A 26,020-nucleotide genomic window follows, 5' to 3' on the forward strand; every position below is an offset into this window, starting at 1 on the left:
TTCCAGAAATCTTAACGCACAAGGAGCCGGTTGGGAGCAGCGCCGCCTTACAGGTGGCCCGTGCGATGGTGCTCCGGCTTGGCTCCTGGGGCCGGGAAACGGATCGTGGTGCCGAGCGTGATCCAGTTGGCGTTCTCGCCCGAGATGTTGCGCCCATAGATCAGATCCACCGAGAAAATCTCGTTCGGCCGGTAGCGCACGCCGGTCTGAAACCGCGGTTGGATCACACCTGGCGTATCCGATTGTCCAGCTTGGCCAAAGGCTTCGATGGTCCACTGCAAGGTCTTCGTGAACTTCCAGTCGAAGCCGATCCCGTAAGTCAGGTAATGGCGATCGACACTGCGATCCCACAGCCAACCGCCGTTGAAATTGAGGCGCATGTTTTCGGTGAGCCGGAACGTCGCCGGAACCACCGCAAAGGCGGTGAGGTTCTCGCCTGTCAGGACATCGAAGGAGCCGCCGGCATAAAAGGAAAGCCAAGCCTTCCAATGCCGGTGGGAGCAATGTTCATCTTGGCCTTCGGCTGGATCGCGGTGCTCCATTCGCCGTCGCTGCGCGCACGGTTGGTGAGCATGCTCAGTTCGACGGGCTTGAATGGGTTGACGACACAGGACGGGTTGGCAACCGCCGAAAAGTCGGCGTTGGACGCTGCCGACAGCCAGCTCTCGATCTTGCATGATCCGACGTCGGAAATGTCGGCGGCGTCGACCGCATAGGCGCCGTTGGCCGCCTGCGCTTCTCCGGCCGGAAGCCAGGCCAATATGCCCGCCGCAACGGCCGCTCCGATGTACCCTGCCCTGATCCCCATCGGCGAATGCTAGCAGAGTCCCTGCCTCGACATAGCCCGGATTTTGCGCCTATCCTGACGGCATGAGCGACCATGATCATAACCGCCACGGCCATCATCACCACCATGGCCACGATCATTCCGAGCTGTCGGAGACCGAACTGCGCGTGCGCGCGCTGGAATCGATCCTGACCGAGAAAGGCTATGTCGATCCCGCCGCACTCGACGTCCTGATCGACCTCTATGAAAAGAAAATCGGTCCGCGCAACGGCGTGCGCGTGGTCGCCAAGGCGTGGAGCGATCCGGCCTATCGCGAGCGCCTGATCAAGAATGCGACGGCCGCGATCGCTGAGCTCGACTATTCCGGCCGCCAGGGCGAGCACATGGTGGTTGTGGAGAATACGCCCGAGCAGCACAATATGGTCGTGTGCACGCTGTGCTCCTGTTATCCGCATCCCGTGCTCGGCCTGCCGCCGGTCTGGTACAAATCCGCGCCCTATCGCTCACGCGCCGTCGCCGATCCGCGCGGCGTATTGAAGGACTTTGGCGTAACGCTGCCGGAGACCACCAAAATCCGGGTTTGGGATTCCACCGCGGAAGTCCGTTACCTCGTGCTGCCGATGCGCCCTGAGGGCACCGAAGGCTGGAGCGAAGAACAGCTCGCCGAGCTCGTCACCCGCGACAGCATGATCGGCACAGGCCTGCCGAAACAACCGAGCGAGATTGCGTGATGGATGGCGCGCATGACATGGGCGGCGTCAAGGGCTTTGGTCCCGTCGTGCCTGAGCCGAATGAGCCGGTGTTTCACGACGAATGGGAGCGCCGTGCCTTTGCGCTGACGGTCGCGATGGCACGCCCGGGCGGTTGGAACATCGATATGTCGCGGTTTGCGCGCGAGAACCGGCCACCCGAGGACTACCTTAGCAAGAGCTATTTCGAGCTTTGGCTGGCCGGGCTGGAAACGCTGATGATCGAGCGCGGGCTGGTGACGCGCGAGGAGATCGAGGCCGGCAAGGTGCTCTCCCCTCCCAAGCCCGGCGTCAAGCCGATCGCGCCGAATGAGGTCACGCCGGCGATCCGGCGCGGTGGCCCGACCGAACGTGAGCCGAAAGCGCCCGCGCTGTTTGCGATCGGCGAGACCGTGCGGATGAAGAACATCCATCCGGTGACGCATACGCGGCTGCCGCAATATGTCCGCGGCCATCTCGGCACCGTCGAACTCAATCACGGCTGCCACGTCTTCCCGGACACCAACTCGCTCGGCAACGGCGAAGACCCCCAATGGCTCTACACCGTGCGTTTCGACGGGCCGGAATTATGGGGCAAGGATAGCGACCCGACGCTCAGCGTCTCCGTCGATGCCTGGGAATCCTATCTGGAGCGCGTACGATGAATCTGACGCCGCAACAGGCGATGCGCGCGACTGTCGCCGTCCCCGGCGTGCCGCGCGACGAGGACGGTCCGGTGTTTCGCGAGCCGTGGGAGGCGCGCGCCTTCGCCATGGCGCTGGCGCTGCACGAGGCCGGTGTCTTCACCTGGAAGGAATGGGCCGAGACGCTGGGCGCGCAAATCAAGCGCGCGCAGGCCGATGGCGATCCTGATACGGGCGAAACCTACTATCAGCACTGGCTCGCAACGCTGGAAACGCTGGTCGCCGCCAAGGGCGTCGCAACATCGGATCTCCTGCATCGCTACCGCGATGCCTGGGATCATGCGGCCGAACGCACGCCGCACGGCGCGCCGATCGAGTTGACGCCAAGGGATTTTGGCCGCTAATCCAGCGCCGCATATTCCCGCCAGCCCTTTGCCCGCAACGTGCAGGCTGGACATTCGCCGCAGCCATAGCCCCAATCGTGCTGCGCACCGCGCTCGCCGAGATAACAGGTATGGGAATGCTCGCGGATCAGGTCGACCAGCCCTGTCCCGCCGAGCTGATGCGCGAGCTTCCAGGTGGATGCCTTGTCGAGCCACATCAGCGGCGTATGCAGCTCAAAGCTCTTCGCCATGCCGAGATTGAGCGCGGACTGCAGCGCCTTGATGGTCTCGTCGCGGCAATCCGGATAGCCGGAGTAGTCGGTCTCGCACATGCCGCCGACGATGTGGCGGATGCCGCGCCGGTACGCCAGCGCCGCCGCGAAGGTGAGAAACACCAGGTTGCGGCCCGGCACGAATGTATTGGGCAAGCCGTCCTCGCCCATCGCAATGGCGACGTCGCGCGTCAGGGCGGTTTCGGAAATTTCGGCCAATGTCGGGATTTCCAGCGTGTGGCTGTCGCCGAGTTTTGCCGTCCAATCCGGCCGCAGGGATTTCATGCCGGACAGCAGACGATCGCGACATTCAAGCTCGACCGCATGGCGCTGGCCGTAGCTGAAACCAAGCATTTCGACACGGGCAAAACGTTGCAAGGCCCAGGCCAGGCAGGTGGTGGAATCCTGCCCGCCGGAGAACAGCACCAGCGCGGTTTCGGACGAGGATTGGTCGCTCATAAGGGGCCAATAGCATTCCCGCGCCTCGACGCCAATCGGTGGAAATTGCTCGAAATCAGCGTGTTCCACTGGGATCGGCGCGCCGCTTGCGGCATAAAGCGCCTGTCCTCCCCTGCGACGGAAACGCCATGACCCCTTCCCGCGATATTTCACGCCTTATCGAAATCATGGCGGCGCTGCGCACGCCTGTGACGGGTTGCCCATGGGATCTGGAACAGAACTTTGCGACGATTGCGCCCTACACGATCGAGGAGGCCTATGAGGTGGCCGATGCGATCACGCGCGGCGATCTCGACGATCTGCGCGAGGAACTAGGCGATCTCCTGCTGCAGGTCGTCTACCACGCCCGCATGGCGGAAGAGCAAAACGCCTTCGCTTTCGGTGACGTGGTCCAAGCGATCACAACGAAGCTGATACGCCGCCATCCGCACGTATTCGCCGATAAGGACGGCAATATCGCTCCCGCTGGCGTCAAGAGCGCCTGGGAACGCATCAAAGCCGAGGAAAAGGCCGAGCGCGCGGCACGGCGTCCGGCGGAGAAAACCACCCACCAATCGCTGCTTTCGAGCGTCAAGGCGGGGCTGCCGGCGCTCACACGCGCCATGGAATTGCAGCGCAAGGCATCGACCGTCGGCTTCGATTGGAACGATCCCCGTGCGGTGCTTAGCAAGATTCGCGAGGAAACCGACGAGATCGAGGCCGCGCTCGATCGCAATGATGCCAACGAGCTCGCTGAAGAAACCGGCGATCTTTTATTCGCGCTGGTGAATCTGGCCCGCCACATCGGGGCCGATCCGGAAGCCGCGCTGCGTACTACCAACGCCAAATTCGAGCGCCGCTTTGCCCATATCGAGCGCGCGCTCGCGGCAAAAGGACGTTCACTCGAGGGCGCAACACTGGAAGAAATGGACGCGCTGTGGAATGAAGCAAAGAGCGCGCGCTAAACGAATTCACGCCACGCGCGGCACTGCATCGAAGCGCGACACCACGATATCGCGCTTGGTCTCGTCGACGCGTACCGTCATGTCGAAGCGCCCGTCGTGAAGCTCCTTGTTCAGCACTTCGGCATTGCGATGCAGCCAGCTGATCCCCGCGCCGTCGGACGCGTCGATCGATAGATCGAGCGTCGTGCGCGTGGCCGCCAGCCGTTCTTCGATCGCGGTCAACAGTTCGTTGATTCCCTCCCCGGTCGCGGCGGAGACCAGGAAACACGGCCGTTCCGGCGGACGGCGGGACGCGATGTTGCGCAGATTCTCACGCTCCTCGGGATCGAAACGGTCGATCTTGTTCCAGACTTCGAGGATACGTCCGCCGGCGTTCGGATCGATTCCAAGCTGACGCAGCACGGCGTCGACGTCGCGCTCCTGCGCCTCCGCGTCCTCATGCGAGATGTCGCGAACGTGGAGAATGATATCGGCTTCCAGCACCTCTTCCAGCGTGGCGCGGAAGGCGGCGACGAGCTGCGTCGGCAGGTTGGAAATGAATCCGACGGTATCAGACAGCATCGCCTTGCCGCCATGCGGCAGGCTCAGCGCGCGCAAGGTTGGATCGAGCGTTGCAAACAGCATGTCGGCCGCCTGCACGTCGGCACGCGTTAGCCGGTTGAACAGTGTCGATTTGCCCGCATTGGTATAGCCGACCAGCGCGACCACGCGGTACGGCACGCGCTGCCGGCCGGCGCGATGCAACCGCCGCGTCGCCTGAACCTTCTTGAGCTCGTTCTCCAGCCGCGTGATGCGGTCGCCGATCAGGCGGCGGTCGGCTTCGATCTGGGTCTCGCCGGGGCCGCCCATGAAGCCGAAACCGCCGCGTTGGCGCTCCAGATGGGTCCAGGACCGCACCAGGCGGCTGCGCTGATAGTTCAGATGCGCGAGCTCGACCTGCAGCGCGCCTTCCTTGGTCTTGGCGCGGCGGCCGAAGATCTCCAGGATCAGGCCGGTCCGGTCGAGCACCTTGGTATTCCAGGCTTTCTCGAGATTGCGCTGCTGGATCGGCGACAGCGCGCAATCCATCACCACCAGTTCGATATCGTGGCCGGCGATCAGGCCGGTAATCTCCTCGACCTTGCCCTTGCCGAGGTAGGTCGCCGGCCGGATCTGACCGACTGGCGCGATCAGCGCATCGGCGATGGTGAGGTCGATGGCCCGCGCGAGCCCAGCCGCTTCGTCCAGCCGGGCTTCGAAATCACGTGCGGAATCGTTCGCCTGCGCGTCGGCATCGCCGCGGCGCATTCGCAGATAAGGGCCGATGACGATCACCCGCCCGCTTTGTTTACCCTCGGCCGACCGCGGACGATCGGCGCTCCCTTTACGGTCGAGGGGTTCCAATCAGTTTACTCTCAAGCCGGCGCATCCTCGCCACCTTCGAACAATTGGATCGGGGCTCCCGGCATGATGGTGGAGATCGCGTGCTTGTAGACGAGCTGCGAGTGACCGTCGCGCCGAAGCAGCAAGCAGAAGTTGTCGAACCAGGTAACAATTCCCTGCAGCTTCACTCCATTGACCAGAAAGATCGTCAGTGGCGTTTTTGTTTTACGAACGTGATTAAGGAAGGTGTCTTGTAGGTTTTGTGCGCGGTCTGCCGCCATTGTTTTTGTCCCGCCGTCTCGTGCTTCTTCTTGTTAAGCCGGTTGTTGCTCTCTGACGGAGCCTGCCCCGACTCGCCGGCTTACCCTGAGATCCCCCTCTGGTGGCTCGGCCGTTTGATTAGAGGGTACGCGCGGTTTTAAGGCAAGCCAGTTCGGGCCCCGCCTAGCAGGAACCCAGTGGCCATTCCCCGAAAAAGCACCGAAAGAGATAAATATTCCAAAGCAAGTGCATGGATCGGTGCAAACCGAGCAAGATGAGCCGCGAATCCGGCGCTTAGCGAACAAGCGATTCACTTAGGCCTTCAGCCGACCCCAAGCGCCTTGAGCTTGCGGTGAAGCGCCGAACGCTCCATGCCGACGAACTCGGCGGTGCGCGAAATATTGCCCGAGAACCGGCTGATCTGCGCGATCAGGTAGTCACGCTCGAACACTTCCCGCGCCTCGCGCAGCGGCAGCCCCATGATGTGCTCGCCATTGTTGCTGGTCGGCATCGCCGGCACCATCGAGCCTACATCCTGCGGCAGCATGTCGGCGGTAATGATCGCTTCCGGGCCGCCGCCGGCCAGAATCATCACGCGCTCGACATTGTTCCGCAGCTGGCGGACGTTGCCAGGCCAGACATGGGACTGCAGCACGGCCATCGCGTCCTGACCGATCTGCCGCTTCGGCAAGCCCGTCGCCGCCGATATCTGGTCCATGAAATAGTCGATCAGCTCCGGGATGTCCTCGCGGCGTTCCGACAGCGGTGGGACGCGGATCGGCACCACCGACAGCCGGTGGTAGAGGTCCTCGCGGAAGCGCCCTTCCGAGATCTCCTCCTCCAGATTGCGCGCCGTCGAGGAGATGATGCGGACGTCGACATGGATCTTGGCCGTGCCGCCCGAGCGCTGGAAGGTCTGATCGACCAGCACGCGCAGAATTTTGTTCTGGGTTTCACGCGGCATGTCGGCGATTTCGTCGATGAATAGCGTGCCGCCGTGCGCCTCTTCCAGTGCACCGGGCTTGCGCGGGTGCTCGCCGTTGGTCTGCTCGATACCGAACAGCTCGACTTCCATCCGCTCCGGCGTGATTGCCGCGGCGTTGATGACGACGAATGGCCCTTCTGCACGGCTTGATGCATTGTGCAGGGTACGCGCGACCAGTTCCTTGCCCGAACCGGACGGACCGACGATCAGGATACGGCTGTTGGCCTTTGCGGCCCGATCGATGGTCTGGCGCAACTGGTTCATACAGGCCGAGCGTCCGGTGAGAACGCTCGCGGTGGGAGCCAGTTGCTTGAGCTCTTTCACTTCGCGCTTGAGGCGCGAGTTCTCCAGCGCCCGCGTCGCCACCAGGATCAGCCGGTCGGATTTGAACGGCTTTTCGATGAAGTCATAGGCACCGCGTTTGATCGCGGCCACGGCGGTCTCGATGTTGCCGTGACCGGAGATCATCACCACGGGAACGTCGGCGTGCTCCTTCTTGATCTGCTCGAGCAATTGCAGGCCGTCGAGCTTGGAGCCTTGCAGCCAGATGTCGAGAAACACCAGATGCGGGCGGCGGCTGGAGATCTCCGCCAGCGCCGAATCGCTGTCGCGCGCGGTACGCGTGTTGAAGCCTTCGTCCTCCAGGATGCCCGCAACGAGGTCACGAATATCAGCTTCATCGTCGACAATCAGAATGTCACTTGCCATGGGTTACACCTGTCTTGTCAGTTGCCCGTTGCGGCTTCGGTTTTTGTTTCATGATTGGTCGCGGATGCCGCCTCATTGGTTTCGCTGGACGACCCTTTTGATTCATTGCGCGGTTGATTTGCTTCCGCAGACGGCTGCTTCGCATGGCCGGAGACGGCGAACCGCAACCGCATCCAGGCGCCGCGCTGCCCGGGCCGGAAATCGGAGGCGTCCTTGAGTTCGATGCGGCCGCCATGGTCTTCCAGCACGCGGCCGACGATGGCGAGCCCAAGCCCGGTGCCCTTCTGCCGTGTCGTCACATAGGGCTCCAGCAATCGCGCACGGCTTACCTTGGGCAGGCCGATACCGTTGTCGATGACATCGATCACGATGTCGTCGTTCTCCCGCGCGGCAATGACGTCAATGCGTCCCTTGCCGAGCTCTTCCGGCGGCACCTGCTCGATCGCCTCCGTCGCATTCTTGATGATGTTGGTCAGCGCCTGCGAGATCAGCCGACGGTCGAACTGCGCGCGCATCGGGTCCTGCTTAATATCGGCCTCGATATCGAGATCGGGATGCCCGACCTTCATCAGGAATACCGCCTGCCGCACGGTGTCGGCGACGTCCTCGCCTTCCATGACCGGCTTTGGCATCCGCGCGAAGCGGGAGAATTCATCGACCATCCGCCTGATGTCGTCGACCTGTCGCACGATGGTTTCGGTACATTGTTCGAAGATATTCTTGTCTTCGGTGATGACCTTGCCGAATTTGCGGCGGATGCGTTCGGCCGAGAGCTGGATCGGCGTCAGCGGGTTCTTGATTTCATGGGCAATGCGGCGCGCGACGTCACCCCACGCCGAGGTACGCTGCGCGGAGACGAGCTCGGTGATATCGTCGAGCGTGATGATGTAGCTGTCGCGCGACTGGCTGGTCTGCTCGGCGCTGACGCGGACCGACAGGTTGCGCTCATGGCCGTCGCGCATGATGGTGATCTGGCCCTGCACCAGGCGCTGTGTCCCCTCGCGCGCGGTCTTCATCATGTCGTCGAGCTCGGGCAGAACGTCCGACAGCGGATGGTCCAGCGTCTCCGATTCGGCATGGCCGATGAGTTTCTCGGCCGAGCGGTTCAGGATGCCGACGCTGCCCGAAGCATCGACGCCGATGATGCCGGCGCTGGCCGACGACAGCACGGCTTCGATGAAGCGCCGGCGGCTGTCGATCAGGTCCGAGGCGTTCACCAGTTCGTCGCGCTGGGTGCGCAATTCGGCCGTCATCTTGTTGAAGGTCTCGCCGAGCTGCGCGAGATCGCCTTCGGACTTGTGCACCGGCACCTGGACATGCAGATCGCCGGTCGAGACGATATTGGCAGCGCTCATCAAATTGCGGATCGGCGACACCAGCCAGTTGGCAAAATTCAACCCGATCAGCACCGATGCCATCAGAATGGTCAGCGCGATCACGGCGAACATCAGCGCGAAAGCCACCTGAATGCCGAGCCGGCGGGATTCGATCTGGGCATATTCGGCGACGCTGGCCTCAGTCTGCTTCAGTTGGCTGATCACGCGCGGATCGAGCAGCCGCGCGACGTACAGGAAAGTATTGTCAAAGGCGCGCAACCGGATCACCGCGGCCACATAATTGGCCTCGGGGAAAACCGCGATTGCCGGCTCTTCCTCATTGACGTTATTGAGAAAGTCCTGCGGCGGCGTCGTGAATTCCTGTTGGATGCCGGTCTTCGCCGTCACCAGGATGTTGCCGTCCTTGTCGACCAGCATTGCTGCTGGCAGGTTTCGCGCGACCGCATTTGCGGTCAGCAGTTCCAGAAACGATCGGCGGTCCTGGTCGAACAAGGGCCGGGCACGGGCAATATCGTTGGCCATGCCCAAGATGTCGCCACGGATAAGCTTCGCGTGCTCCTGCATGTAAGCGCGGGCAACGGTCAGCGAGTTCTGCATCACTTCGCGCGTCGGGCCGGAGAACAGCCGGTCCAGGCCACGGTCAATGGTCACGTTGGCGACGATCGCGACCAGCACCGCCGGCAGCACGGCGATGATGGAGAACAGGCTGACGATCTGGACGTGCAGCCTGGCCGCGGCCCGGCCACGCCGCCGCGCCTGGATCACCAGCCAGACTTCGCGGATAATGATGCCGACCAGCAGCAGAATAGTCGCCGCATTGATCAGCAGGAACGAATAGACAACGTTGCGGGTCGGCTCGATCGGCGTCAGGCCGCTCAGCACCATGAAGGTCAGAAATGCCGATAGCAGCGCGATGGCGACCGCAAACGGCGCCACCCACTTCCGCAGGATCCCTCCTCCGGATTCCGTAAGCGACGGATTGAATGATGGTGCCGAGGTCTCTGCGGTGGTCATTCCGGCAATCGGTGGGCTGAAAGGGCTTAGGCCGCCTGTCGCGGACTGATGCATTCATATCACAATGTTGCCGAAATGCGGCATCAGTAAGATGCTCGTGATATCAGTAGCTTACGAGCATTCTTTTCAGGCAAGTGGTAAAATTGCCAAAACACCGAATCGCGATGCGGTCTTTCCCTAATCAATTCGCCGCAACGTGACGACATCGGGGAAGCTGCTTTGTCGCAAAATCGGACAAGGCATGGGGGATTCGGGAAAGACGCCCAAGCTGTCCTGCGTCAGAAACGTGGACCAACATTCAAACCCGAGGTCCCATCCTGCCCAAGTTCCGGCGCGGCCCTGCCAGCCCTGCATCCATCGTTGCCGCTCTGAAGCAGGTAGCTGGTCTTCCGCCAAAGGCACGTGCCAGCTTTGCCAGGGGTCGATGCGTTCGCGGCACCTATGCCCCATCCGATCAGGCCAAGGAGATCACGAAGTCCCGAAGCTTCACCAAGCCGTCCCGTGTGTTGGCGCGCTTCTCGGTGGAAGGGGGCTTCGGCACCAACGACACGTTGCTGCGTGGCTTCAGCTTCGGGCTCGGGAGCGATGGCCAGCGCTCGGAAGTGTGCACACAGAGCGCCCCGGTTCATTTCGCGAGGACGCTTGACCAGATGTTGGGCTTCCTCCGAGCGCGCATTCCAGCACCCGACGGCAAGGCGGACGTGGAAACGGTCGAGGCATTCTCAGTAGCCAATCCCGAGACGCTGCATCAGGCAAGCTACATGGCCGCGCATCCGCCTCCCGCAAGCTTTGCCTGCACAACCTATTGGGGCGTGCACGCGTTTCCCGCCACGAATTCAAGGGGCGAGACCAGATTCATCAAGTTCAAGGTCACGCCAGTTAGCGAACAGGCGACGGAGCCCAAGGTCAGCGTACAGCCTGCCGAGCTGCTGCACGATCTCGAAACCCGGATCGCGGCTCGCGATATCAGGTTCAGCGTAATGGCGCTGCTGGATCGTCCCGGTGACCCCGTCATGGACGTGACCATCCGATGGCCGGATGAGGACGAGCGCGAAGCAGTGCGGCTCGGAACCATCGTCATCACCGGTGTTGAACCAAACGGTGCGAGCGACGAGCCCGTCTTCAATCCGGCAACTCTGGCCGAAGGCATCGGTCATCCGCCGGACAAGATGTTTGCGGCCCGCTGCGCCGCCTACACCATCTCGCAGACCACGCGTCGCTGAGCGGAGGAGGCTGCTGCCGTGCTCCGATCACGTTGCGCTTTCCGGCGCGCCCAGCATTTCGCGACGCCACACTCCCGGGCTGACGCCGATCACGGAGGTAAACACCCGCGTAAAGTGGCTCTGATTGGCGAACCCCGCCGCCACCGCAATTTCCGACAGCGGCAGGTCGCGAACGGTCATAAGCTGCCTGGCCGCCTTCACACGCTGGCGAAGCAGCCACTGGTGTGGCGGCAGGCCGGTGGAGATACGAAAGGCGCGCGAGAAGTGGCTGACCGAGAGATCGAATTCAGCCGCGATCTGTTGCAAGGAAAGTGTCCCGCCGAGGTCGGCCTCCAGTCTTTCGCACGCGCGCTTGACCTGCCACGGCGCAAGGCCGCCGCGGGCCAGCTCGGTATTGCGCCGCAGTCCGCCATAGGTCTGGGCAACGTGCGCGGTCAGCGCGAGCATCATGTGATCGATGAAAAGCTGGTTCGCCTCGGACGGCCGCCGCAATCCTTCCAGGAACGAGGCGCCGATATGACGGACGACCGTGTCGTCGTGGCCGACGCCGAGATCACACGCAAGATCGCCAATGCGCGGCGCGCCGGACTGTTCAGCGATGCGGTCGAGCGCCGAGCGTGGGAGATGGAAAAACAGGGAATGAAACGGCTTGTCGATCACATAGCGCGGATCGCATTTGAGATCGTACAGATAGGTTGCGCCGGCCCGGACATCTCTCTTCATGATGCACTTGCCGCGCTCCCAAAGCTCGCAGTCCGGATAATCGTGAAGCTTCAGACTGACGAGAAAGGCGTCCTCCGGTGTCAGCGAGCCGGAAAGGCCGGGTACCGGGCTATCATCACGCGTTTCGGTGACCGCAAGTTCAACGCCGCGCAGTGAACGCGTGACCAGCGACGGCGGCGCATCCTTCAGGTGCAGGAATCGCCCGAGCCTCGCGCCGAAGGCTCCCACCTGTGCCATATGCGTTATCTCACTTTTAAAGTTGGAAGGGCTGGTCATCGCGGCGTCAGCGAGATGCATGCATATTATCTGCTTTCGGAGCGCGGCCGTCTACGACGTTTGGCCGAGGCCGCTATCACACCAGTTTTATGACACAAAGCCCGGCGGCCTTGGATGGAAGCGCTGTTGTCCATCCGCAACACTGCGGCCCAAGTGCACGCAATGGTAGAACCCGATTGCCTCATTCGACAGCAGAGGCCGCCCCTGCGCAACCATTGAGCGGCTATGGTCACAAACGCTTGATGGCCGCTTTCAGCAAGATCAGGCAAAGCACCGCCGCTTTGGGAAAGACCCCGTAATTTTGCACGCCTAGAACGCGCGCCGAACGCTCGATCAAAATGCTTCTCAACGGCGAGGACAGGTCCATGAGCTGCCAGCCCATGCGCGATCTTTCGCGACAGAGTCAGCCAGACACTCCCGCAACACCCCGACACGATTTGCCGATCACCGAGCCACGCCCTGCCGACATGGAGATGGCACGCGTGCTCAAGACGAAGCCCGTCAGCATGGCATCGGACCCCACCAGCGGTTCAATCACCTTCTGGAGGCACGATCCCCTGCACGACGTCGTCGCGCCTATGGCCGATCACGTCATCATGGCTTTCCCCGCCGAGCCAGTGCGGTTCGAGCGTCGCGAGGGGAAAGCCTTTGTGAGTGGAATGACTCGTCCCGGGACCGTGACGGTGATCCCTGCGGGTTCAACCTCGCGATGGGACATCTACCAGCCATTGAGTGTCGTTCAGCTCTACCTTCCGGAGACAACGCTCAAGCGCGTTGCCCACGAAGCCGGCACAACCGCTCCCGGCGACCTCGTGGAGCGAACGGCGCATCCCGACCCAATTACATCCCGTTTGCTACTGAGCGCGGCCGACGCCCTGGAAGGCAGCGCAGCTCTCGATGCGCTGTTCAGGCACCAACTGACGGACCTTCTGGCTACGCGCCTGCTCGCGGCGCACGCCGGCTCGCCTGCAACGTTCGAGCTGGCCATCGGTGGGCTGTCGCCCAAGGTGCTCCGACGCGCCATCGAATGCCTGCGTTCGGACAGTGATACGGACGTCTCGCTGGCGGCGTTGGCGTCCGATGCCGGTCTGTCGCGCTTCCACTTCTGTCGCGCCTTCAAGGAAAGCACCGGGTTGTCGCCGCATGCCTGGCTGCGGCAGCACCGGCTCGAGCAGGCCATGAAAATGCTGCGCGACACCGACGTGTCGGTTGTCTCGGTCGCAGCCGCACTCGGCTATTCCTCCCAGACCGCCTTCGCTGCGGCGTTCCGAAAGCTGACCGGTGAAACGCCGAGCGATTGGCGAAGACGCATGCGGTAAACATCTTCTTCGCCTGCGGAGAAGCAATGTTTCCCGGCAACGGATTATTTCGGCAACGATGCCATAACCGATCTCAAGTGCAGCATCGAAAGGAAACAGGAGATGAAGACATTTCTCAGCATCGGAACGGGCCCGGGGATTGGTTTCGCGACCGCCGAACGCTTTGCCAAGGAAGGTTTCCAGGTGGTATTGGCTGCTCGAAGCATCGCCAAGACGCAAGAGCTGGCCGAAAGGCTAACAAAAAGCGGATACAAGGCCATCGCTCGCAAAGGGGACTCAAGCGACCCGAAGAGCGTCGCGGAACTGGTCGCTGAAGTTCAGGAGCAGCACGGCTCAATCGACGTCTTGCACTACAACGCCGCATCCACGCGCAAGGCGACACTATCCGAACAGCCGCGCGACAGCTTCAACAGTGATCTCGCCGTGAACATCGGAGGAGCGCTTGTCGCCGCTCAGGCTGTCGCTCCGAAGATGGAAGAGCAAAAGTCCGGTGCGATCCTGCTGACGGGAGGTGGCTTCGCGCTCGCACCCAGCCCGGACTATCTTTCGATCAGCATCGGCAAGGCCGGCATTCGCGCCTTGGCTCACGGACTTTTCGAGCCGTTCCGGGAAAAGGGAATTCACGTCGCGACAGTGACGGTCTGCACCTTTGTTTCTCCGGGATCGGAGGAGGCCTCATCGGTCGCCGAACACTTCTGGCATCTGTATAGCCAGCCGAAGGACTCCTGGACCGCCGAAACGAACTACGCCCCCGCGAGCACCTGATAACAGGGAGGCGACGAACATGCTGCACGATGCCGGCAAATCGCTCGTCTCGATTGCGGCCGCATTTGGTTCGTCGCAGACCGCTTTCGCTACGGCATTCGGAAAGCTGACCGGCGAAAGAGAGGGATTGGCAGAGCGCAACCGTTAACAGCAATCGCTCTACAGGTACCGCAATCGCGCTGGCGCAGCCGCAACTCTTATCCGCTAGATCATCACCGTTCCCACATCCAACTGGATGGAGAGAAAAGATGATTTGGAAAAGCATCGTCGGTCTCGGTGTGATCGCACCGGCTTCTGCGCGCTGGTCAGCGATGTCTGGTTTTGCCAGTAAGACGGCTGAGACGGTCTCTGACTTCGCCAGCGTCGTTCACAATCTGCTCATGGACGTACGCGATTGCTACCGGCCCGAACTGCACTACATGCGCGGCCCCGGCCCGAAATGGCGCGCCAAGCATCAGCCTTGGCTGGGATCTGCCCCAAGCGATTGGCGCGGGCGCATGCATTAGCAGCAATAGCTCGCTAGGTACGGCAATCGCGCTGGGGCAGCGGCCGACCCGATCAGTTAGACATCGCCTGTCCAAACCCAAACGACGGAGACATACAATGACCTGGAGGAACTTCGTCAACCGGCTGGAAATCACATCACGGCGCAGAGGTCTCGCGACAGCAGTCGTGTACGGACTTTCGCTAGCCGTTCGCTTCACTTCAGCAGCGGGGGAGGAGGTGGAGATTCCGGCGCCGTCCGTGCAAAGGACCAAACCGATAATGTCAATCATGACTGCGGTCAGCCCCCGGCTGTCCTACGAGGACTGGGCCCCGAACGCGCAGCCGAAGGTTTTCCGCCCCGGCTGGCCTCTGGGTTCGGCTGGCTGCCGCATCGGCATGTGAGCCGTCGATGCCGCGGCTGTCGATACAGCACTGCCTCCGTCCGTAAGGATTGAGATTTTTCGTTTCACCTCTTCGTGTCGTCATCGAGCGCTGCCCTCAACGAGATCAGCGAGCGGTAGCGCGCGGACTTTTGGAAGTCCAACCACAGGAGCAAACACATGCGACTAGTCATCATCGGCGCCGGCTTCGCCGGCATGTACGCCGCCCTCTCCGCCGCACGCCTGCGCGATATCCAGGGTGTTTCGCCGGAGGAATTCGAAATAGCGCTGGTTGCGCCCGAGCCGACGCTCGTCATCCGCCCGCGGCTCTACGAACCGAAGCCCGAAACCATGACTGCGCCCCTGCTCGATGTCCTCAACGCCATCGACGTCGTCTACGTGCAAGGCAGTGCCGAGACCGTGGACACCAAATCTCGTATGGTGCAAATCGCCACCAACAAAGGCACGCGAAAGAGCCTCTCCTACGATCGACTGGTCGTGGCGACCGGCAGCCGGCTATTCCGCCCTAACATTCCCGGCCTCGCCGAACACGGCTTTTCCATCGACTCGCTCGATGATGCGGTTGCCCTGGACCAGCATCTGCAGGGCTTGCCCAAGCGGCCCGCGGTGAATGGTCGCGATACCGTCGTCGTCGCAGGCGGCGGCTTCACCGGTATCGAGGCGGCAACCGAAATGCCGACGCGGCTGCGCGCGATCCTCGGCAAGGGTGCCAAGCCGCGTGTCATCATTGTCGAACGCAATCCGGCGATTGCCCCCGACATGGGCGAAGGCCCCCGACCCGTCATCGAGGAAGCCCTGCGAAAGGTGGGCGTGGAAACCCGGGTCGGCGCCGGCGTCGCCTCGCTGGACAAATCCGGCGTCACGCTTTCAAACGGCGATCACATCGAGACGGAGACGGTGATCTGGGCGGCCGGCATTCGCGCTGCCCCGTTGACGCAACAGATCCCCGCCGAGCGCGATAATTTCGGCCGGCTGCTGGTCGATCTGTGTTTGCGCGTGCCGGGCGTGCCCGACGTGTTCGCTACCGGCGATGCCGCTCGCGCCGCATGCGACGATGAGGGCAACTATGCGCTGATGTCGTGCCAACATGCCACGCGGATGGGCGCCTTCGCCGGCAACAACGCCGCCGCGGAGCTCCTCGGTGTTCCGACCAAACCCTATCACCAGAAGGCATATGTCACCTGCCTCGACCTTGGGGAGGCCGGAGCGCTGTTCACGCGCGGCTGGGAGCGCACGGTGGAGATGGTCGGCGAGGTGGCCAAGAAAACCAAGCAGGAGATCAACGGCGTCTGGATCTATCCGCCCAAGCCCGAGCGTGCTGCCGCACTCGCCTCGGCCGATCCGGAGCAAGTCACAAAGCTATAGGCGCCCGACGCAACGCCGGCCGCGCCTACCGCGCGTGAAGCGCGGCCAGATTGGAATCTAGCACCAAGACCCAACGTCAACATTGAGCAGTGGAGCCTTCAACATGAACCAGATGATCCGCAATACTCGGCAGAAGACAATCGAGAGCCAGGACGACATTCCACACCACGGTAGAGCCCGGGCCGATGAGTTGGTTCCCTCGCGTTATGCGCTTCGAGTCGGCGAGATTGACGTGCTGGTGATCAGCGACGGGATCGTAACGCCGCCAGCGGAGTCAATGGCCACCAACGCCGACCCTGCCGCCCGCGCGGCCTGGCTGGACGACATGTTTCTATCGCACGACGCGTTCGATTGGGCGCTGAACGAGGTAGTGGTGCGTAGCGGCGGCCAGACCGTTCTCATCGACAGTGGGCTTGGGGCGGAGGTTCCGGACTTCAAGCGGGCCGGGCATCTGATCCATCGGTTGGAGGCTGCCGGCATCGATCTTTCGTCTGTCACCGACGTGGTGCTGACCCACATGCACTTCGACCACGTCGGCGGACTGCTCGTCGATGGCGTGAAGGAGCGGCTGCGGCCGGACCTGCGGATTCACTTGTCCGCCGCCGAGGTCAAGTTCTGGGCGTCGCCCGATTTCTCCCGCACCGGCATGCCGCCGGAGCTCGCTGACGTGGCTCGACGGGCGTCCCTGCGATTCATGAAAGAGTACCGCAGCCAGCTGCGGACGTTCGAGGAGGACACCGAGGTGGCGCCGGGAGTAGTCGTCAGTCGCACCGGCGGCCATACCCCCGGCCACAGCGTGGTTCGCCTGGCATCCGGCGGCGACCGCCTGATGTTCGCCGGAGACGCCATATTCCCGGTCTCGTTCGATCATCCCGAATGGCACAACGGCTTTGAGCATGACCCAGAGGAGGCAACCCGCGTCCGGCTCCAACTCTTGCGAGAGCTGGCGACTACCGGTTCGTGGCTGGTAGCCACGCACATGCCGTTCCCCTCCATCGGCCGGGTCGCTGCCGCCGGCGACCTCTTTCGTTGGGTGCCGGCCTGGTGGGATTACTGACTGACTGTTGGAGCAGGGCCGCGACCGCGGCCCTGCTCACAACTCGGCGGCACCGTCGCCTTTCTGTGCTCCACCGCGGGTGAACGCGCATGGCCTTAGCTGCAGGAGACTGTCGTGACACGTCCCAAAAGGAAAAAGATAGCCGGCTTGTTGCTGTGCCTCGGCGCAATCGTCGTGGTGGCAGGTGGCTGGACCTATGCCCGCTCGAACCGCACATTCACCGACAACGCCTACGTCAGAGGCGAGATGACGTCGCTCGCCCCAAAGGTCGCGGGCTACGTCACGGCCGTGGAGATTCAGGACAACCAGACCGTTCGCGCCGGTGACGTTGTGTTCCGGATCGATGACCGGGACTATCAGGCACGCCTTGCGCAAGCCGTGGCCAACGTTGAAGCCGCTCGAGCCCGCCTCACCAACGTCGAGGCGGAAACCAAGCTCCAGCACGCGCTGATACGGCAGGCCGAAGCCCAAAGACTTGCGAGCGTGGCCGAGATGAACCTGGCCCACAAGGCATCCGATCGGCGCCGCGAACTGATCCGCACCAACGCCGTTAGCCAGGCCCAGGTCGACGAGAGTGATGCGGCGCTCTCGAGAACAGAGGCTGGGGTATCCGCGGCATCCGCAACGCTGGAGGCCCAGCGGCAACGCATCGTCGTCCTTGCCAGCCAGCAGGAAGCTGCTGTCGCTGCCGTGGCTCAGGCCGAGGCCGCGCGCGATCTCGCTCAGATCGATCTCGACAATACCGTGGTGCGTGCACCGATCGACGGCGTCGTAGGCAATCGCCAGGTTCGCCTCGGCCGACTGGTCGCGCCGGGCGCCTCCCTGCTGGACATCGTTCCCGTCAACGATGTCTGGGTTGTGGCAAATTTCAAGGAAACCCAGATCGAACATATCCGACCCGGTCAGCGCGCTCGCATCACGGTAGACAGTTATCCCCACCGCACAATTGACGGGGTCGTTGACAGCTTTGCGCCCGGGAGTGGGTCCGCATTCACCCTGCTCCCTACCGATAATGCGACCGGCAACTTCATTCGTGTCGTGCAGCGCGTGCCGGTGAAACTTCGCTTCATCAGCAATCCATTGCCCGGCCGCGTCGTGCCCGGCCTCTCCGCCCGCGTCGAGATCGACCGGGGAAGCGGCACATGACTACGATTGTCAACGCCGCACCGCGTCTTGACGGGCGCGCGGCAAGAGCCGCCCTCGTCGCGGGTATCGTGCTTGCTACTCTGACCGAAGCAATCGCGAGTACCGTACTGTCGCTCGGCCGCAACGACATCATCGGCGACACCCATGCAACTCCTGACGAGTTCGCCTGGCTGGACGTCGGATACACGACCACGAAGTTTATCGGGTTCATGACCGCGGCCTGGCTCATGACCTGCTTCGATCCCCGTCGCCTGGTCATCTGGTCGACGTTGCTCATGGGCGTCGCATGCGGAACAGCCGCCATCACTGATCGGTTGGACCTGCTGATTGTGCTCCGGGCAATACAAGGCTTCTGCGGCGGCACCTTGCTTGTTGCTGGGCAGTCGATCATCTTTCTTGCCTATCCGCGCGCGCGGCAGCCGATCCTGCAAGCCCTGTTTGCAATGGGTTCTGTCGTCGCTCCGGCCACCATCGCCCCGGCTCTCCAGGGCTGGCTGATCGACAGCCAGTCGTGGGCATGGATATTCTTCAGTGTTGTTCCGCTGGCCCTCGCCGCCATTGGACTGCTATTAATCGCCGAGAGCGCGAGGCAATTTGCGAAGGAGCGGTATCCACTTGATTGGATCGGTCTCGCGCTAATATCGGTTGCGTTCTTCTGCCTTACCTATGTCTTCAATCAGGGCAGCCGGTGGCGCTGGTTCGAAGAGGCCCGCATTGTTTGGCTGACCCTGATCGGCGTCGCGGCCTTGCTGGCGTTTCTCGGCCAGCAGGCGGTGTCAAAAGCGCGAGGTGTGCTCGATTTCGGCGTGTTCCGGTCGAGCGACTTCTCGTTCGCCTTCATCGTCAGTTTTGTCGCCGGCGCCGCCTTATTCGGCAGCGCCTTCCTGATCCCATCTTTCGCCGTGTCAGTCCTCGCGTTCACGCCTACCGATGCTGGACAGCTCCTGTTGCCAAGCGGCGCATTTTTTCTGGGCGCGCTCCTGGTGGCCGCCTTCCTCATGCAGGTACGCCGCGCTCCGCCAATCGTCACAGTGCCGTTCGGCATCCTGATGATCATGATTGCGATGTGGACGATGTCTGGTTCAACCATCGAGAGCGGCGCCGACGACATGATGGCGCCTATCCTGCTGCGCGGCTTTGGACTTGGACTTCTCTTTCTGTCGATTACGCTGATCGCCTTCAGCGATCTTGACGACCGCAGCCTCGCCTTCGGCATCGGTCTCTTCAATACGGGCCGTCAGCTAGGGGGCCTGATCGGAGTAGCCGCGCTCCAGACCATGATCGACAATAACGTCACCACCAATGCCGCCGTGCTTGGCGCCAGCGTCACCTCTGGCGTAGCCGCCGTCGACGAACGGCTGGCGACGATCAGCACGATGCTCGTGGGACGGGGCATGGACGGTGTGAGCGCCGGCCGGGCTGCGATGGGGTTGCTGGGTCGGGCCGTCACCGGTCAGTCCACCGTGCTTGCTTTCGATACGGGATTCGTCGCGATTGCCCTCCTCTTTCTCGTCGCTGCACCCGTGCTGGTCACCATCAAGCTCGCGTTCGCCTTGCACGCGAAAATGCGTGCGAAGACCTCGGATGAAATAACGAACGGCAGCGCCGTTCGTTAAGTACCAGCCTTCTGGTCCGATGCCGGCGGATAGGCTTGTGAATTGCTAGCCGCCGCTCCGGTAGACCTGGATGTCGAGGTCCCTGATCTTCTTGCGCAGCGTATTGCGGTTGAGACCGAGCAGGTCGGCCGCCCGGATCTGGTTGCCACGCGTGGCCGCCAGCGCGGCGGTGAGCAGCGGCACCTCGATCTCCTTGAGGATACGGTGATAGAGGCCCGGCGGCGGCACGCCGTTCGGGAAACCCGAGAAGTGCGAGGAGAGATAGGCTTCGACCGCGCCCCCGAGATTCTCCACGCCCATCGGCGCATTGCTGCCCGAAGTGACCGCCGGCGGGGCCAGCTCCCCATCGATTACCGAGGCCGTGATGACGTCCTGCGGATAAAGCGCGGCCAGCCTGCGTGCAAGGTTTTCGAGCTCGCGCACATTGCCAGGCCAGCGGTGCTGCTTGAGCCGTTCGAGCGCCAGCGCGTCGAGCTTCTTCGGCGGCAAGCCATCTTTTTCGGCGAGCGAGAAGAAATGCCTGATGAGATCGGGCAGATCTTCGATTCGCTCGCGGAGTGGCGGCAAACGCAGCGGTACAACGTTGAGGCGGAAGAACAGATCTTCCCGGAACAGCCCCTGCTGAATCAGGATGCGCAGATCCTTGTTGCTCGCAGCCACGATCCGAACATCTGTTTTGATCGGGGTACGGCCACCGACCGTGGTGTATTCGCCCTGCTGCAGCACGCGCAGCAGCCGCGTCTGCGCCTCCATCGGCATGTCGCCGATTTCGTCGAGAAACAGCGTCCCACCTTCGGCCTGTTCGAAGCGGCCGGAAGCGCGGGTATTGGCGCCGGTGAACGCGCCGCGCTCATGGCCGAACAATTCGGATTCGATAAGGTCGCGTGGAATCGCCGCCATGTTGACGGCGACGAACGGGCCATTGCGACGCTTGCCGTAGTCGTGCAGCGCGCGGGCGACCAGTTCCTTGCCGGTGCCGGACTCGCCGGAGATCATCACCGTGAGGTCGGTCTGCATCAGCCGCGCCAGCACACGATAGATCTCCTGCATCGCCGGCGAACGGCCGACCAGGGGGATCGAATCGAATTCGGAATCGTCGGCCGCACTCGTCACCCGCTCCTTCGGCTCAGCCAGTGCGCGGCCGACGATGGTGATGAGCTCCTTCAGGTCGAACGGTTTCGGCAAGTATTCATACGCGCCGCGTTCGGAAGCGCGGATCGCCGTCATGAAGGTGTTCTGCGCGCTCATGACGATGACGGGAAGATTAGGCCGCATCTTCTTGATGCGGGGCAGCAGATCGAATGCGTTCTCGTCGGGCATCACCACGTCGGTGATGACGAGATCGCCCTCGCCCTGACTTACCCAGCGCCACAGCGTCGCCGCGTTCCCGGTCAGGCGAACTTCGTATCCGGCGCGCGAAAGCGCCTGGTTCAGAACCGTGCGGATGGCGGTGTCGTCATCGGCAACGAGTATGCTACCTGCGGGCATCGTTATTCCTCATCTTGCGTCCTGTGAGGCAGGCGGCAGCGTACCCGGAACGCTGTCGCGGTTGCTTTGGTCGAGCTGTTTGGCGGGATTGAACATCGGCATCAGCACGCGGAACGTTGTCTTCCGCGGCTGCGATTCACATTCGATGATGCCGCCGTGATCGCCGACGATCTTGGCGACCAGCGCGAGGCCCAGCCCGCTGCCGGTCTGCTTTGTCGTCACGAAGGGATCGAACAGATTCGGCAGCAGGTCTTCCGGCACGCCGGAACCGTTGTCCTTGACGCAGAATTCAAGCGGCAGCGACACCCGCGATTTCTTGCCCGGCACCGACAGGCGAACACCGGGGCGGAACGCCGTGGTCAACTGAATTTCCGCGTCACTGCCGAGATCGGCGACAGCCTCGGCGGCGTTCTTGACGAGATTGAGGAACACCTGAATGAGCTGATCCTGATTGGCAAGCACCGGCGGCAGGGACGGATCGTATTCCTCGATGAAGCGGATGTTGCGGGCAAAGCCGGACTGCGCCAGCCGTTTGACGTGGTCGAGCACGGAGTGGATGTTCACCGGCCCGCGCGCCACCGGACGGTCGTCGCCGAACACTTCCATGCGGTCGACCAGGGTGACGATACGATCGGCCTCGTCGCAGATCAGCCGGGTCAACATGCGGTCTTCCGATGAAGCCGCCTGCTCCAGCAATTGCGCTGCGCCGCGGATGCCGGACAGTGGATTCTTGATTTCATGCGCCAGCATCGCAGCCAATGCGATCACCGAGCGCGCCGCGCTGCGGTGCGTGAGCTGCCGGTCCATCTTGTCGGCAATGGTGCGCTCCTGCAGCATCACGACGATATGGCCCGGCCGTTCGGTGAGCGGGGCGACGTGAAGATCGACCTGGCGATCGCCGCCGATGCGGGGCGTGCCGAGATCGACCTTGTATTCGTTGACCGGCGAGCCGCTGGAACGCACCTGGTCGATCAGCGCCAGCAACGGACTGCCGAACGGCACCAGCTCTTTCAGGGATTGGCGGCGCAGGAACTGCGTCGAAATCTCGAAGAAGGATTCGGCGGCGATATTGGCATCGACGATGCGGCCGTCGGGCGCGATCAAGAGCACCGGATTGGGCAGCGCATTGAGGATGGCTTCGCTTTCCGAGGGCACGGCGCGACGATATTCTGCGGCTGAATTCATGCAGCGGCACTCCATGCGAAATCGTCGAACGCATCCTGCAGCGATCGGTGCACGCGGCGCGGATCCTCCGACGTCAGGATCTTTTGCCGCCACCCCTTCAACGTCTCCGCCGGCGCGCGGCTGTACTGGCCCGCGATCTCCAAGGCCCAGCCGAGATGCTTGCGTGCGTGTTTGAGTCCGACGCGCAGCCCGTAATGGCTGCAAACCTCGTCGTAGAGTGCGCGCACATGCTCGAGTTGTTCGGCGAGCGAGGGGGTGGTTTCCGCCTTCCCGGTTTCCAGCCGGCGGCCGATCTGTCCCGGCAACCAAGGCTGGCCCTGCGCGCCGCGCCCGATCATCACGGCGTCCGCCCCCGACGCTTCCAGCGCCTGCACCGCTCTCTCGAATGAGGTGATATCGCCGTTGACCACGAGCGGCACGCAGACCGCATCCCTGACCGCGCGCACGGCATTCCAATTGGCCTCGCCCTTGTAGAACTGGCAGCGCGTTCGCCCGTGCACGGTGATCATCTGCACGCCGGCGGCTTCTGCGCGGCGCGCCAGTTCGGGCGCATTGAGCGAACGATCGTCCCAGCCGAGCCGCATCTTCAGCGTCACCGGCACGTTCACGGCCGCGATCGTCGCTTCGATCAGCTCGAGCGCATGATCGAGATCACGCATCAGCGCGGAACCGGACTGCCCGCCGGTGACGTGACGCGCCGGACAACCCATGTTGATGTCGATGATGTCGGCGCCGCCGGCTTCCGCAACGCGCGCGCCCTCTGCCATCCAGTGCGCCTCGCAGCCCGCGAGCTGAACGACGTGTGGTCCAACGCCGGCCCTCTCGCAGCGCAGAACCGACATCGGCCTGCCGTGCACGAGTTCGTCGCTGGCGGTCATCTCCGAGACGACCAATCCGGCGCCGAGCGTAGCCGCAAGACGTCGAAAGGGGGCATCGGTGACGCCGGACATCGGCGCCAGGAGAACCCGGTTGGCGACAGCAATCTCGCCTATTTTCAACGGCTTAGAGCGTGAACTTTCCGGGCCGGTCACGGCGTTCTCATGGTTAAGGCGGCGGCGTCATTGCAACCGTCGACGCATATTGTGAGCACAAATCTTGGGCAGTCAAGCTTCTTGCCTACACTTTAGACAGATCTATCATCTGTGCAAGTGCACTGCAACAAAAACCGCTTTTCCCCAGTGCATGGGAAACGCTCTGTTTTTCCGTATCCGGCATGGTAAGGGCTGTGCGCGCCAGCGCGCCGACACCCCACTCAACCCCGATTCGCCCTACTAGAGTCCAGATGCCCAGACCTGAGCGTACCGCAGCCATTCTCGTCGCAGCCGGCCGCGGGCTTCGCGCCGGCGCCGGAGGACCCAAGCAATATCGCGAGATCGGCGGGCAGACGGTGATCTTCCGCGCCATGCAGGCGTTCTGCCGGCATCCGGACATCTTCGCTGTGCAGCCGGTGGTGAATCCCGATGACGCTGCCATATTCAACGAGGCTGTCGCGGGACTGCGCCATCAGCCGCCAACCAATGGCGGAGCTACCCGCCAGGCATCGGTCCATGCCGGGCTCGAGGCGCTGGCAGCGGAGAAGCCCGACATCGTTCTGATCCACGACGCCGCACGGCCTTTCGTGACCCCGGGCGTTATTTCGCGCGCGATCGATGCTGCCGGCCGAACGGGCGCCGCCGTTCCGACAATTCCGGTCACAGATACGATCAAGCAGGTCAGTGATGCAGGTAACGTCGAGGCAACGCCCGAACGTGCAAAGCTGCGAATCGCGCAAACGCCGCAAGCGTTTCGCTTCGATGTCATTCTCGATGCCCATCGCCGTGCCGCACGCGAGGGCCGCAGCGATTTCACCGACGATGCGGCGCTCGCGGAATGGACGGGATTGACGGTGGCGACATTTGAAGGCGATCCTGCAAACATGAAACTGACGACATCAGAAGATTTCATCCGCGAAGAAGCTCGCCTCGCCGCCCAGCTCGGCGACATCCGGACGGGCACGGGCTACGACGTGCACGCCTTCGGTGACGGCGACCATCTGATGCTATGCGGCGTGCGGGTGCCACATACCCGCGGCTTTCTCGCCCATTCCGACGGCGACGTCGGCCTGCATGCCCTCGTCGACGCCATTCTCGGCGCGCTGGCGGACGGCGATATCGGCTCGCACTTTCCGCCGACCGATCCGCAGTGGAAAGGCGCCGCATCGGACAAATTCCTGAAATACGCCGTCGACCGCGTCACCGCGCGGGGCGGCCGGATCGCCAATCTCGAAGTCACGATGATCTGCGAGCGTCCGAAAATCGGACCGTTGCGCGACGTCATGCGCGCCCGCATCGCCGAGATTACCGGGCTCGACATCTCGCGCGTCGCCGTCAAGGCGACGACCAGCGAACGGCTGGGCTTCACCGGCCGCGAGGAAGGCATCGCCGCAACCGCGAGCGCCACCATTCGCTTGCCTTGGAACGACAAAGGTTGGGGCGAGTAAGATGAGCGGCAGCGACGCGCGCGCCCTCTCCCGCTCGCTGCTCGATTTGTGCCGGATGCGCAAGCTGACGATCGCGACGGCGGAGTCGTGCACGGGGGGCCTGGTCGCCGGCGCGCTCACCGATATTCCCGGTTCGTCAGATGTGATCGACCGCGGCTTCATCACCTACTCCAACGATGCCAAGCGCGCGATGCTCGGCGTCAAGGCCTCGACGCTTGCAACCTTCGGCGCGGTCAGCAAGGAAACCGCGACCGCTATGGCGGTGGGCGCGCTGGAAAAGGCCGGCGTCGATCTCGCAGTTTCCATTACCGGCATTGCGGGTCCGGGCGGCGCCACGCCGGGCAAGCCGGTCGGTCTCGTCCATTTCGCGGTCGCCTCGCGCGACGGGAAGATCTTGCACCGCGAATTCCGTTTTGGCGCGATCGGCCGCAGCAGTGTGCGCCAGCGCTCAGTGGTGGAGGCGCTGCGCCTGTTGATGGAGCTGGCGCGCGGCCCGCACCCGCCGGTCAAGCCGCCACGTCAGACCATGAACCGGCTGCGCCCCCGGGTAGCGCGAACGCCACGACGCAGCGCCGTCAAACGACGCCGGCCGACACGAACCTGAAGC

At 62.9% G+C, this 26,020-nt stretch carries 25 protein-coding genes and 1 pseudogene; 15 read left to right on the forward strand and 11 right to left on the reverse strand.

The genetic code is table 11. The annotated features are described in order from the left end of the window. Window positions 1-47 precede the first annotated feature (47 nt). Window positions 48-808 (reverse strand): annotated as a pseudogene (locus HCN50_RS16575) (PA4824 family protein). Window positions 809-870: 62 nt separating this feature from the next. On the opposite strand from HCN50_RS16575, the gene nthA reads away from it, so the two are divergent. The 3 genes from nthA to HCN50_RS16590 are packed head-to-tail and all read left to right on the forward strand — an operon-like array spanning window position 871 to window position 2,563. Then, window positions 871-1,518: a nitrile hydratase subunit alpha gene (gene nthA / locus HCN50_RS16580; protein WP_171710754.1), complete on the forward strand. Its 648-nt coding sequence runs from the start codon at window positions 871-873 to the stop codon at window positions 1,516-1,518. Next, on the forward strand, window positions 1,518-2,180 hold the full coding sequence (gene nthB, locus HCN50_RS16585) for a nitrile hydratase subunit beta (RefSeq protein WP_171710755.1): 663 nt from the start codon (window positions 1,518-1,520) through the stop codon (window positions 2,178-2,180). Before nthA ends, nthB begins: the two co-directional genes overlap by 1 nt. After that, a complete protein-coding gene (locus HCN50_RS16590; RefSeq protein WP_171710756.1) occupies window positions 2,177-2,563 on the forward strand; it encodes a nitrile hydratase accessory protein in 387 nt (128 codons plus the stop codon). The genes nthB and HCN50_RS16590 overlap by 4 nt, the downstream gene beginning before the upstream one ends. Here HCN50_RS16590 and queC read toward each other — a convergent pair. Further along, window positions 2,560-3,273: a 7-cyano-7-deazaguanine synthase QueC gene (queC, locus tag HCN50_RS16595; RefSeq protein ID WP_171710757.1), complete on the reverse strand. Its 714-nt coding sequence runs from the start codon at window positions 3,271-3,273 to the stop codon at window positions 2,560-2,562. The genes HCN50_RS16590 and queC overlap by 4 nt on opposite strands. A 128-nt stretch (window positions 3,274-3,401) precedes the next feature. Between queC and mazG the strand changes: the two genes are divergently transcribed. Beyond that, window positions 3,402-4,217 carry a nucleoside triphosphate pyrophosphohydrolase gene (gene mazG / locus HCN50_RS16600; RefSeq protein ID WP_171710758.1) on the forward strand — a complete coding sequence of 272 codons (816 nt, stop codon included), beginning with the start codon at window positions 3,402-3,404 and terminating at the stop codon, window positions 4,215-4,217. Between the two features lie 6 nt (window positions 4,218-4,223). Here the strand turns inward: mazG and hflX are convergent, their stop codons facing one another. The 4 genes from hflX to HCN50_RS16620 all read right to left on the reverse strand — a co-directional run bounded on the left by hflX (window position 4,224) and on the right by HCN50_RS16620 (window position 9,884). Further along, window positions 4,224-5,600, reverse strand: coding sequence for a GTPase HflX (gene hflX / locus HCN50_RS16605; RefSeq protein ID WP_171710759.1), 1,377 nt, complete (start codon window positions 5,598-5,600; stop codon window positions 4,224-4,226). Between the two features lie 11 nt (window positions 5,601-5,611). Beyond that, window positions 5,612-5,860 carry an RNA chaperone Hfq gene (hfq, locus tag HCN50_RS16610; protein WP_006020546.1) on the reverse strand — a complete coding sequence of 83 codons (249 nt, stop codon included), beginning with the start codon at window positions 5,858-5,860 and terminating at the stop codon, window positions 5,612-5,614. A gap of 302 nt (window positions 5,861-6,162) precedes the next feature. Continuing rightward, window positions 6,163-7,533, reverse strand: coding sequence for a nitrogen assimilation response regulator NtrX (ntrX, locus tag HCN50_RS16615; RefSeq protein WP_171710760.1), 1,371 nt, complete (start codon window positions 7,531-7,533; stop codon window positions 6,163-6,165). A 17-nt stretch (window positions 7,534-7,550) separates the two neighbouring features. After that, window positions 7,551-9,884, reverse strand: coding sequence for a sensor histidine kinase NtrY-like (locus HCN50_RS16620; protein WP_171710761.1), 2,334 nt, complete (start codon window positions 9,882-9,884; stop codon window positions 7,551-7,553). A gap of 368 nt (window positions 9,885-10,252) precedes the next feature. On the opposite strand from HCN50_RS16620, the gene HCN50_RS16625 reads away from it, so the two are divergent. Next, entirely contained in the window at window positions 10,253-11,107 is an 855-nt protein-coding gene (locus tag HCN50_RS16625) for a catalase (protein ID WP_311968081.1), read from the forward strand. A gap of 27 nt (window positions 11,108-11,134) precedes the next feature. On the opposite strand, the gene HCN50_RS16630 is transcribed toward HCN50_RS16625, so the two are convergent. Next, window positions 11,135-12,067, reverse strand: a complete 933-nt coding sequence (locus HCN50_RS16630) for an AraC family transcriptional regulator (protein WP_171710762.1) — start codon at window positions 12,065-12,067, stop codon at window positions 11,135-11,137. A 268-nt stretch (window positions 12,068-12,335) separates the two neighbouring features. Then, window positions 12,336-12,488: a hypothetical protein gene (locus HCN50_RS16635; protein ID WP_171710763.1), complete on the reverse strand. Its 153-nt coding sequence runs from the start codon at window positions 12,486-12,488 to the stop codon at window positions 12,336-12,338. Here HCN50_RS16635 and HCN50_RS16640 point away from each other — a divergent pair. The 8 genes from HCN50_RS16640 (at window position 12,487) to HCN50_RS16670 (ending at window position 20,261) form a co-directional block, all read left to right on the forward strand. After that, window positions 12,487-13,425 carry a helix-turn-helix transcriptional regulator gene (locus HCN50_RS16640; protein WP_376700293.1) on the forward strand — a complete coding sequence of 313 codons (939 nt, stop codon included), beginning with the start codon at window positions 12,487-12,489 and terminating at the stop codon, window positions 13,423-13,425. The genes HCN50_RS16635 and HCN50_RS16640 overlap by 2 nt on opposite strands. Window positions 13,426-13,527: 102 nt before the next feature. Then, window positions 13,528-14,190 carry an SDR family NAD(P)-dependent oxidoreductase gene (locus HCN50_RS16645; RefSeq protein ID WP_171710765.1) on the forward strand — a complete coding sequence of 221 codons (663 nt, stop codon included), beginning with the start codon at window positions 13,528-13,530 and terminating at the stop codon, window positions 14,188-14,190. Between the two features lie 19 nt (window positions 14,191-14,209). Beyond that, the gene (locus tag HCN50_RS34275; protein WP_283812105.1) at window positions 14,210-14,338 is read left to right on the forward strand and encodes a hypothetical protein; all 129 of its coding nucleotides are present in this window, start codon (window positions 14,210-14,212) and stop codon (window positions 14,336-14,338) included. A 100-nt stretch (window positions 14,339-14,438) separates the two neighbouring features. After that, complete coding sequence (locus HCN50_RS16650) at window positions 14,439-14,696, forward strand: hypothetical protein (protein WP_235977037.1); 258 nt, start codon at window positions 14,439-14,441, stop codon at window positions 14,694-14,696. A gap of 540 nt (window positions 14,697-15,236) precedes the next feature. Further along, window positions 15,237-16,442, forward strand: a complete 1,206-nt coding sequence (locus HCN50_RS16655) for an NAD(P)/FAD-dependent oxidoreductase (protein ID WP_171710766.1) — start codon at window positions 15,237-15,239, stop codon at window positions 16,440-16,442. Between the two features lie 103 nt (window positions 16,443-16,545). Continuing rightward, window positions 16,546-17,499, forward strand: coding sequence for an MBL fold metallo-hydrolase (locus tag HCN50_RS16660; RefSeq protein ID WP_171710767.1), 954 nt, complete (start codon window positions 16,546-16,548; stop codon window positions 17,497-17,499). A 99-nt stretch (window positions 17,500-17,598) separates the two neighbouring features. Beyond that, window positions 17,599-18,645 (forward strand): HlyD family secretion protein, encoded by a 1,047-nt coding sequence (locus tag HCN50_RS16665; protein ID WP_210264998.1) that lies wholly within the window; start codon window positions 17,599-17,601, stop codon window positions 18,643-18,645. Further along, the gene (locus HCN50_RS16670; RefSeq protein ID WP_171710769.1) at window positions 18,642-20,261 is read left to right on the forward strand and encodes a DHA2 family efflux MFS transporter permease subunit; all 1,620 of its coding nucleotides are present in this window, start codon (window positions 18,642-18,644) and stop codon (window positions 20,259-20,261) included. The genes HCN50_RS16665 and HCN50_RS16670 overlap by 4 nt, the downstream gene beginning before the upstream one ends. A gap of 45 nt (window positions 20,262-20,306) precedes the next feature. Here the strand turns inward: HCN50_RS16670 and ntrC are convergent, their stop codons facing one another. The 3 genes from ntrC to dusB are packed head-to-tail and all read right to left on the reverse strand — an operon-like array spanning window position 20,307 to window position 23,932. Next, window positions 20,307-21,749 carry a nitrogen regulation protein NR(I) gene (gene ntrC / locus HCN50_RS16675; protein ID WP_171710770.1) on the reverse strand — a complete coding sequence of 481 codons (1,443 nt, stop codon included), beginning with the start codon at window positions 21,747-21,749 and terminating at the stop codon, window positions 20,307-20,309. Between the two features lie 9 nt (window positions 21,750-21,758). Next, entirely contained in the window at window positions 21,759-22,934 is a 1,176-nt protein-coding gene (locus tag HCN50_RS16680; RefSeq protein WP_171710771.1) for a two-component system sensor histidine kinase NtrB, read from the reverse strand. After that, a complete protein-coding gene (dusB, locus tag HCN50_RS16685; protein WP_171711412.1) occupies window positions 22,931-23,932 on the reverse strand; it encodes a tRNA dihydrouridine synthase DusB in 1,002 nt (333 codons plus the stop codon). Before dusB ends, HCN50_RS16680 begins: the two co-directional genes overlap by 4 nt. A 284-nt stretch (window positions 23,933-24,216) precedes the next feature. Here dusB and HCN50_RS16690 point away from each other — a divergent pair, with 284 nt between their 5' ends. Both HCN50_RS16690 and HCN50_RS16695 read left to right on the forward strand, forming a co-directional pair. Further along, window positions 24,217-25,413 (forward strand): bifunctional 2-C-methyl-D-erythritol 4-phosphate cytidylyltransferase/2-C-methyl-D-erythritol 2,4-cyclodiphosphate synthase, encoded by a 1,197-nt coding sequence (locus HCN50_RS16690; protein ID WP_171710772.1) that lies wholly within the window; start codon window positions 24,217-24,219, stop codon window positions 25,411-25,413. A gap of 1 nt (window position 25,414) precedes the next feature. After that, complete coding sequence (locus HCN50_RS16695; protein ID WP_171710773.1) at window positions 25,415-26,017, forward strand: CinA family protein; 603 nt, start codon at window positions 25,415-25,417, stop codon at window positions 26,015-26,017. Window positions 26,018-26,020 lie beyond the last annotated feature (3 nt).

The sequence above is a fragment of the Bradyrhizobium archetypum genome, assembly GCF_013114835.1.
In the GTDB taxonomy this organism is placed as follows: domain Bacteria; phylum Pseudomonadota; class Alphaproteobacteria; order Rhizobiales; family Xanthobacteraceae; genus Bradyrhizobium; species Bradyrhizobium archetypum.

Coding starts and splice junctions, on each gene's coding strand:
- nthA (WP_171710754.1), top strand. CDS start 871: ATGAGCGACCATGATCATAACCGCCACGGCCATCATCACCACCATGGC.
- nthB (WP_171710755.1), top strand. CDS start 1,518: ATGGATGGCGCGCATGACATGGGCGGCGTCAAGGGCTTTGGTCCCGTC.
- HCN50_RS16590 (WP_171710756.1), top strand. CDS start 2,177: ATGAATCTGACGCCGCAACAGGCGATGCGCGCGACTGTCGCCGTCCCC.
- queC (WP_171710757.1), bottom strand. CDS start 3,273: ATGAGCGACCAATCCTCGTCCGAAACCGCGCTGGTGCTGTTCTCCGGC.
- mazG (WP_171710758.1), top strand. CDS start 3,402: ATGACCCCTTCCCGCGATATTTCACGCCTTATCGAAATCATGGCGGCG.
- hfq (WP_006020546.1), bottom strand. CDS start 5,860: ATGGCGGCAGACCGCGCACAAAACCTACAAGACACCTTCCTTAATCAC.
- ntrX (WP_171710760.1), bottom strand. CDS start 7,533: ATGGCAAGTGACATTCTGATTGTCGACGATGAAGCTGATATTCGTGAC.
- HCN50_RS16620 (WP_171710761.1), bottom strand. CDS start 9,884: ATGACCACCGCAGAGACCTCGGCACCATCATTCAATCCGTCGCTTACG.
- HCN50_RS16630 (WP_171710762.1), bottom strand. CDS start 12,067: ATGGCACAGGTGGGAGCCTTCGGCGCGAGGCTCGGGCGATTCCTGCAC.
- HCN50_RS16640 (WP_376700293.1), top strand. CDS start 12,487: ATGCGCGATCTTTCGCGACAGAGTCAGCCAGACACTCCCGCAACACCC.
- HCN50_RS16635 (WP_171710763.1), bottom strand. CDS start 12,488: ATGGGCTGGCAGCTCATGGACCTGTCCTCGCCGTTGAGAAGCATTTTG.
- HCN50_RS16645 (WP_171710765.1), top strand. CDS start 13,528: ATGAAGACATTTCTCAGCATCGGAACGGGCCCGGGGATTGGTTTCGCG.
- HCN50_RS34275 (WP_283812105.1), top strand. CDS start 14,210: ATGCTGCACGATGCCGGCAAATCGCTCGTCTCGATTGCGGCCGCATTT.
- HCN50_RS16650 (WP_235977037.1), top strand. CDS start 14,439: ATGATTTGGAAAAGCATCGTCGGTCTCGGTGTGATCGCACCGGCTTCT.
- HCN50_RS16655 (WP_171710766.1), top strand. CDS start 15,237: ATGCGACTAGTCATCATCGGCGCCGGCTTCGCCGGCATGTACGCCGCC.
- HCN50_RS16660 (WP_171710767.1), top strand. CDS start 16,546: ATGAACCAGATGATCCGCAATACTCGGCAGAAGACAATCGAGAGCCAG.
- HCN50_RS16670 (WP_171710769.1), top strand. CDS start 18,642: ATGACTACGATTGTCAACGCCGCACCGCGTCTTGACGGGCGCGCGGCA.
- ntrC (WP_171710770.1), bottom strand. CDS start 21,749: ATGCCCGCAGGTAGCATACTCGTTGCCGATGACGACACCGCCATCCGC.
- HCN50_RS16680 (WP_171710771.1), bottom strand. CDS start 22,934: ATGAATTCAGCCGCAGAATATCGTCGCGCCGTGCCCTCGGAAAGCGAA.
- HCN50_RS16690 (WP_171710772.1), top strand. CDS start 24,217: ATGCCCAGACCTGAGCGTACCGCAGCCATTCTCGTCGCAGCCGGCCGC.
- HCN50_RS16695 (WP_171710773.1), top strand. CDS start 25,415: ATGAGCGGCAGCGACGCGCGCGCCCTCTCCCGCTCGCTGCTCGATTTG.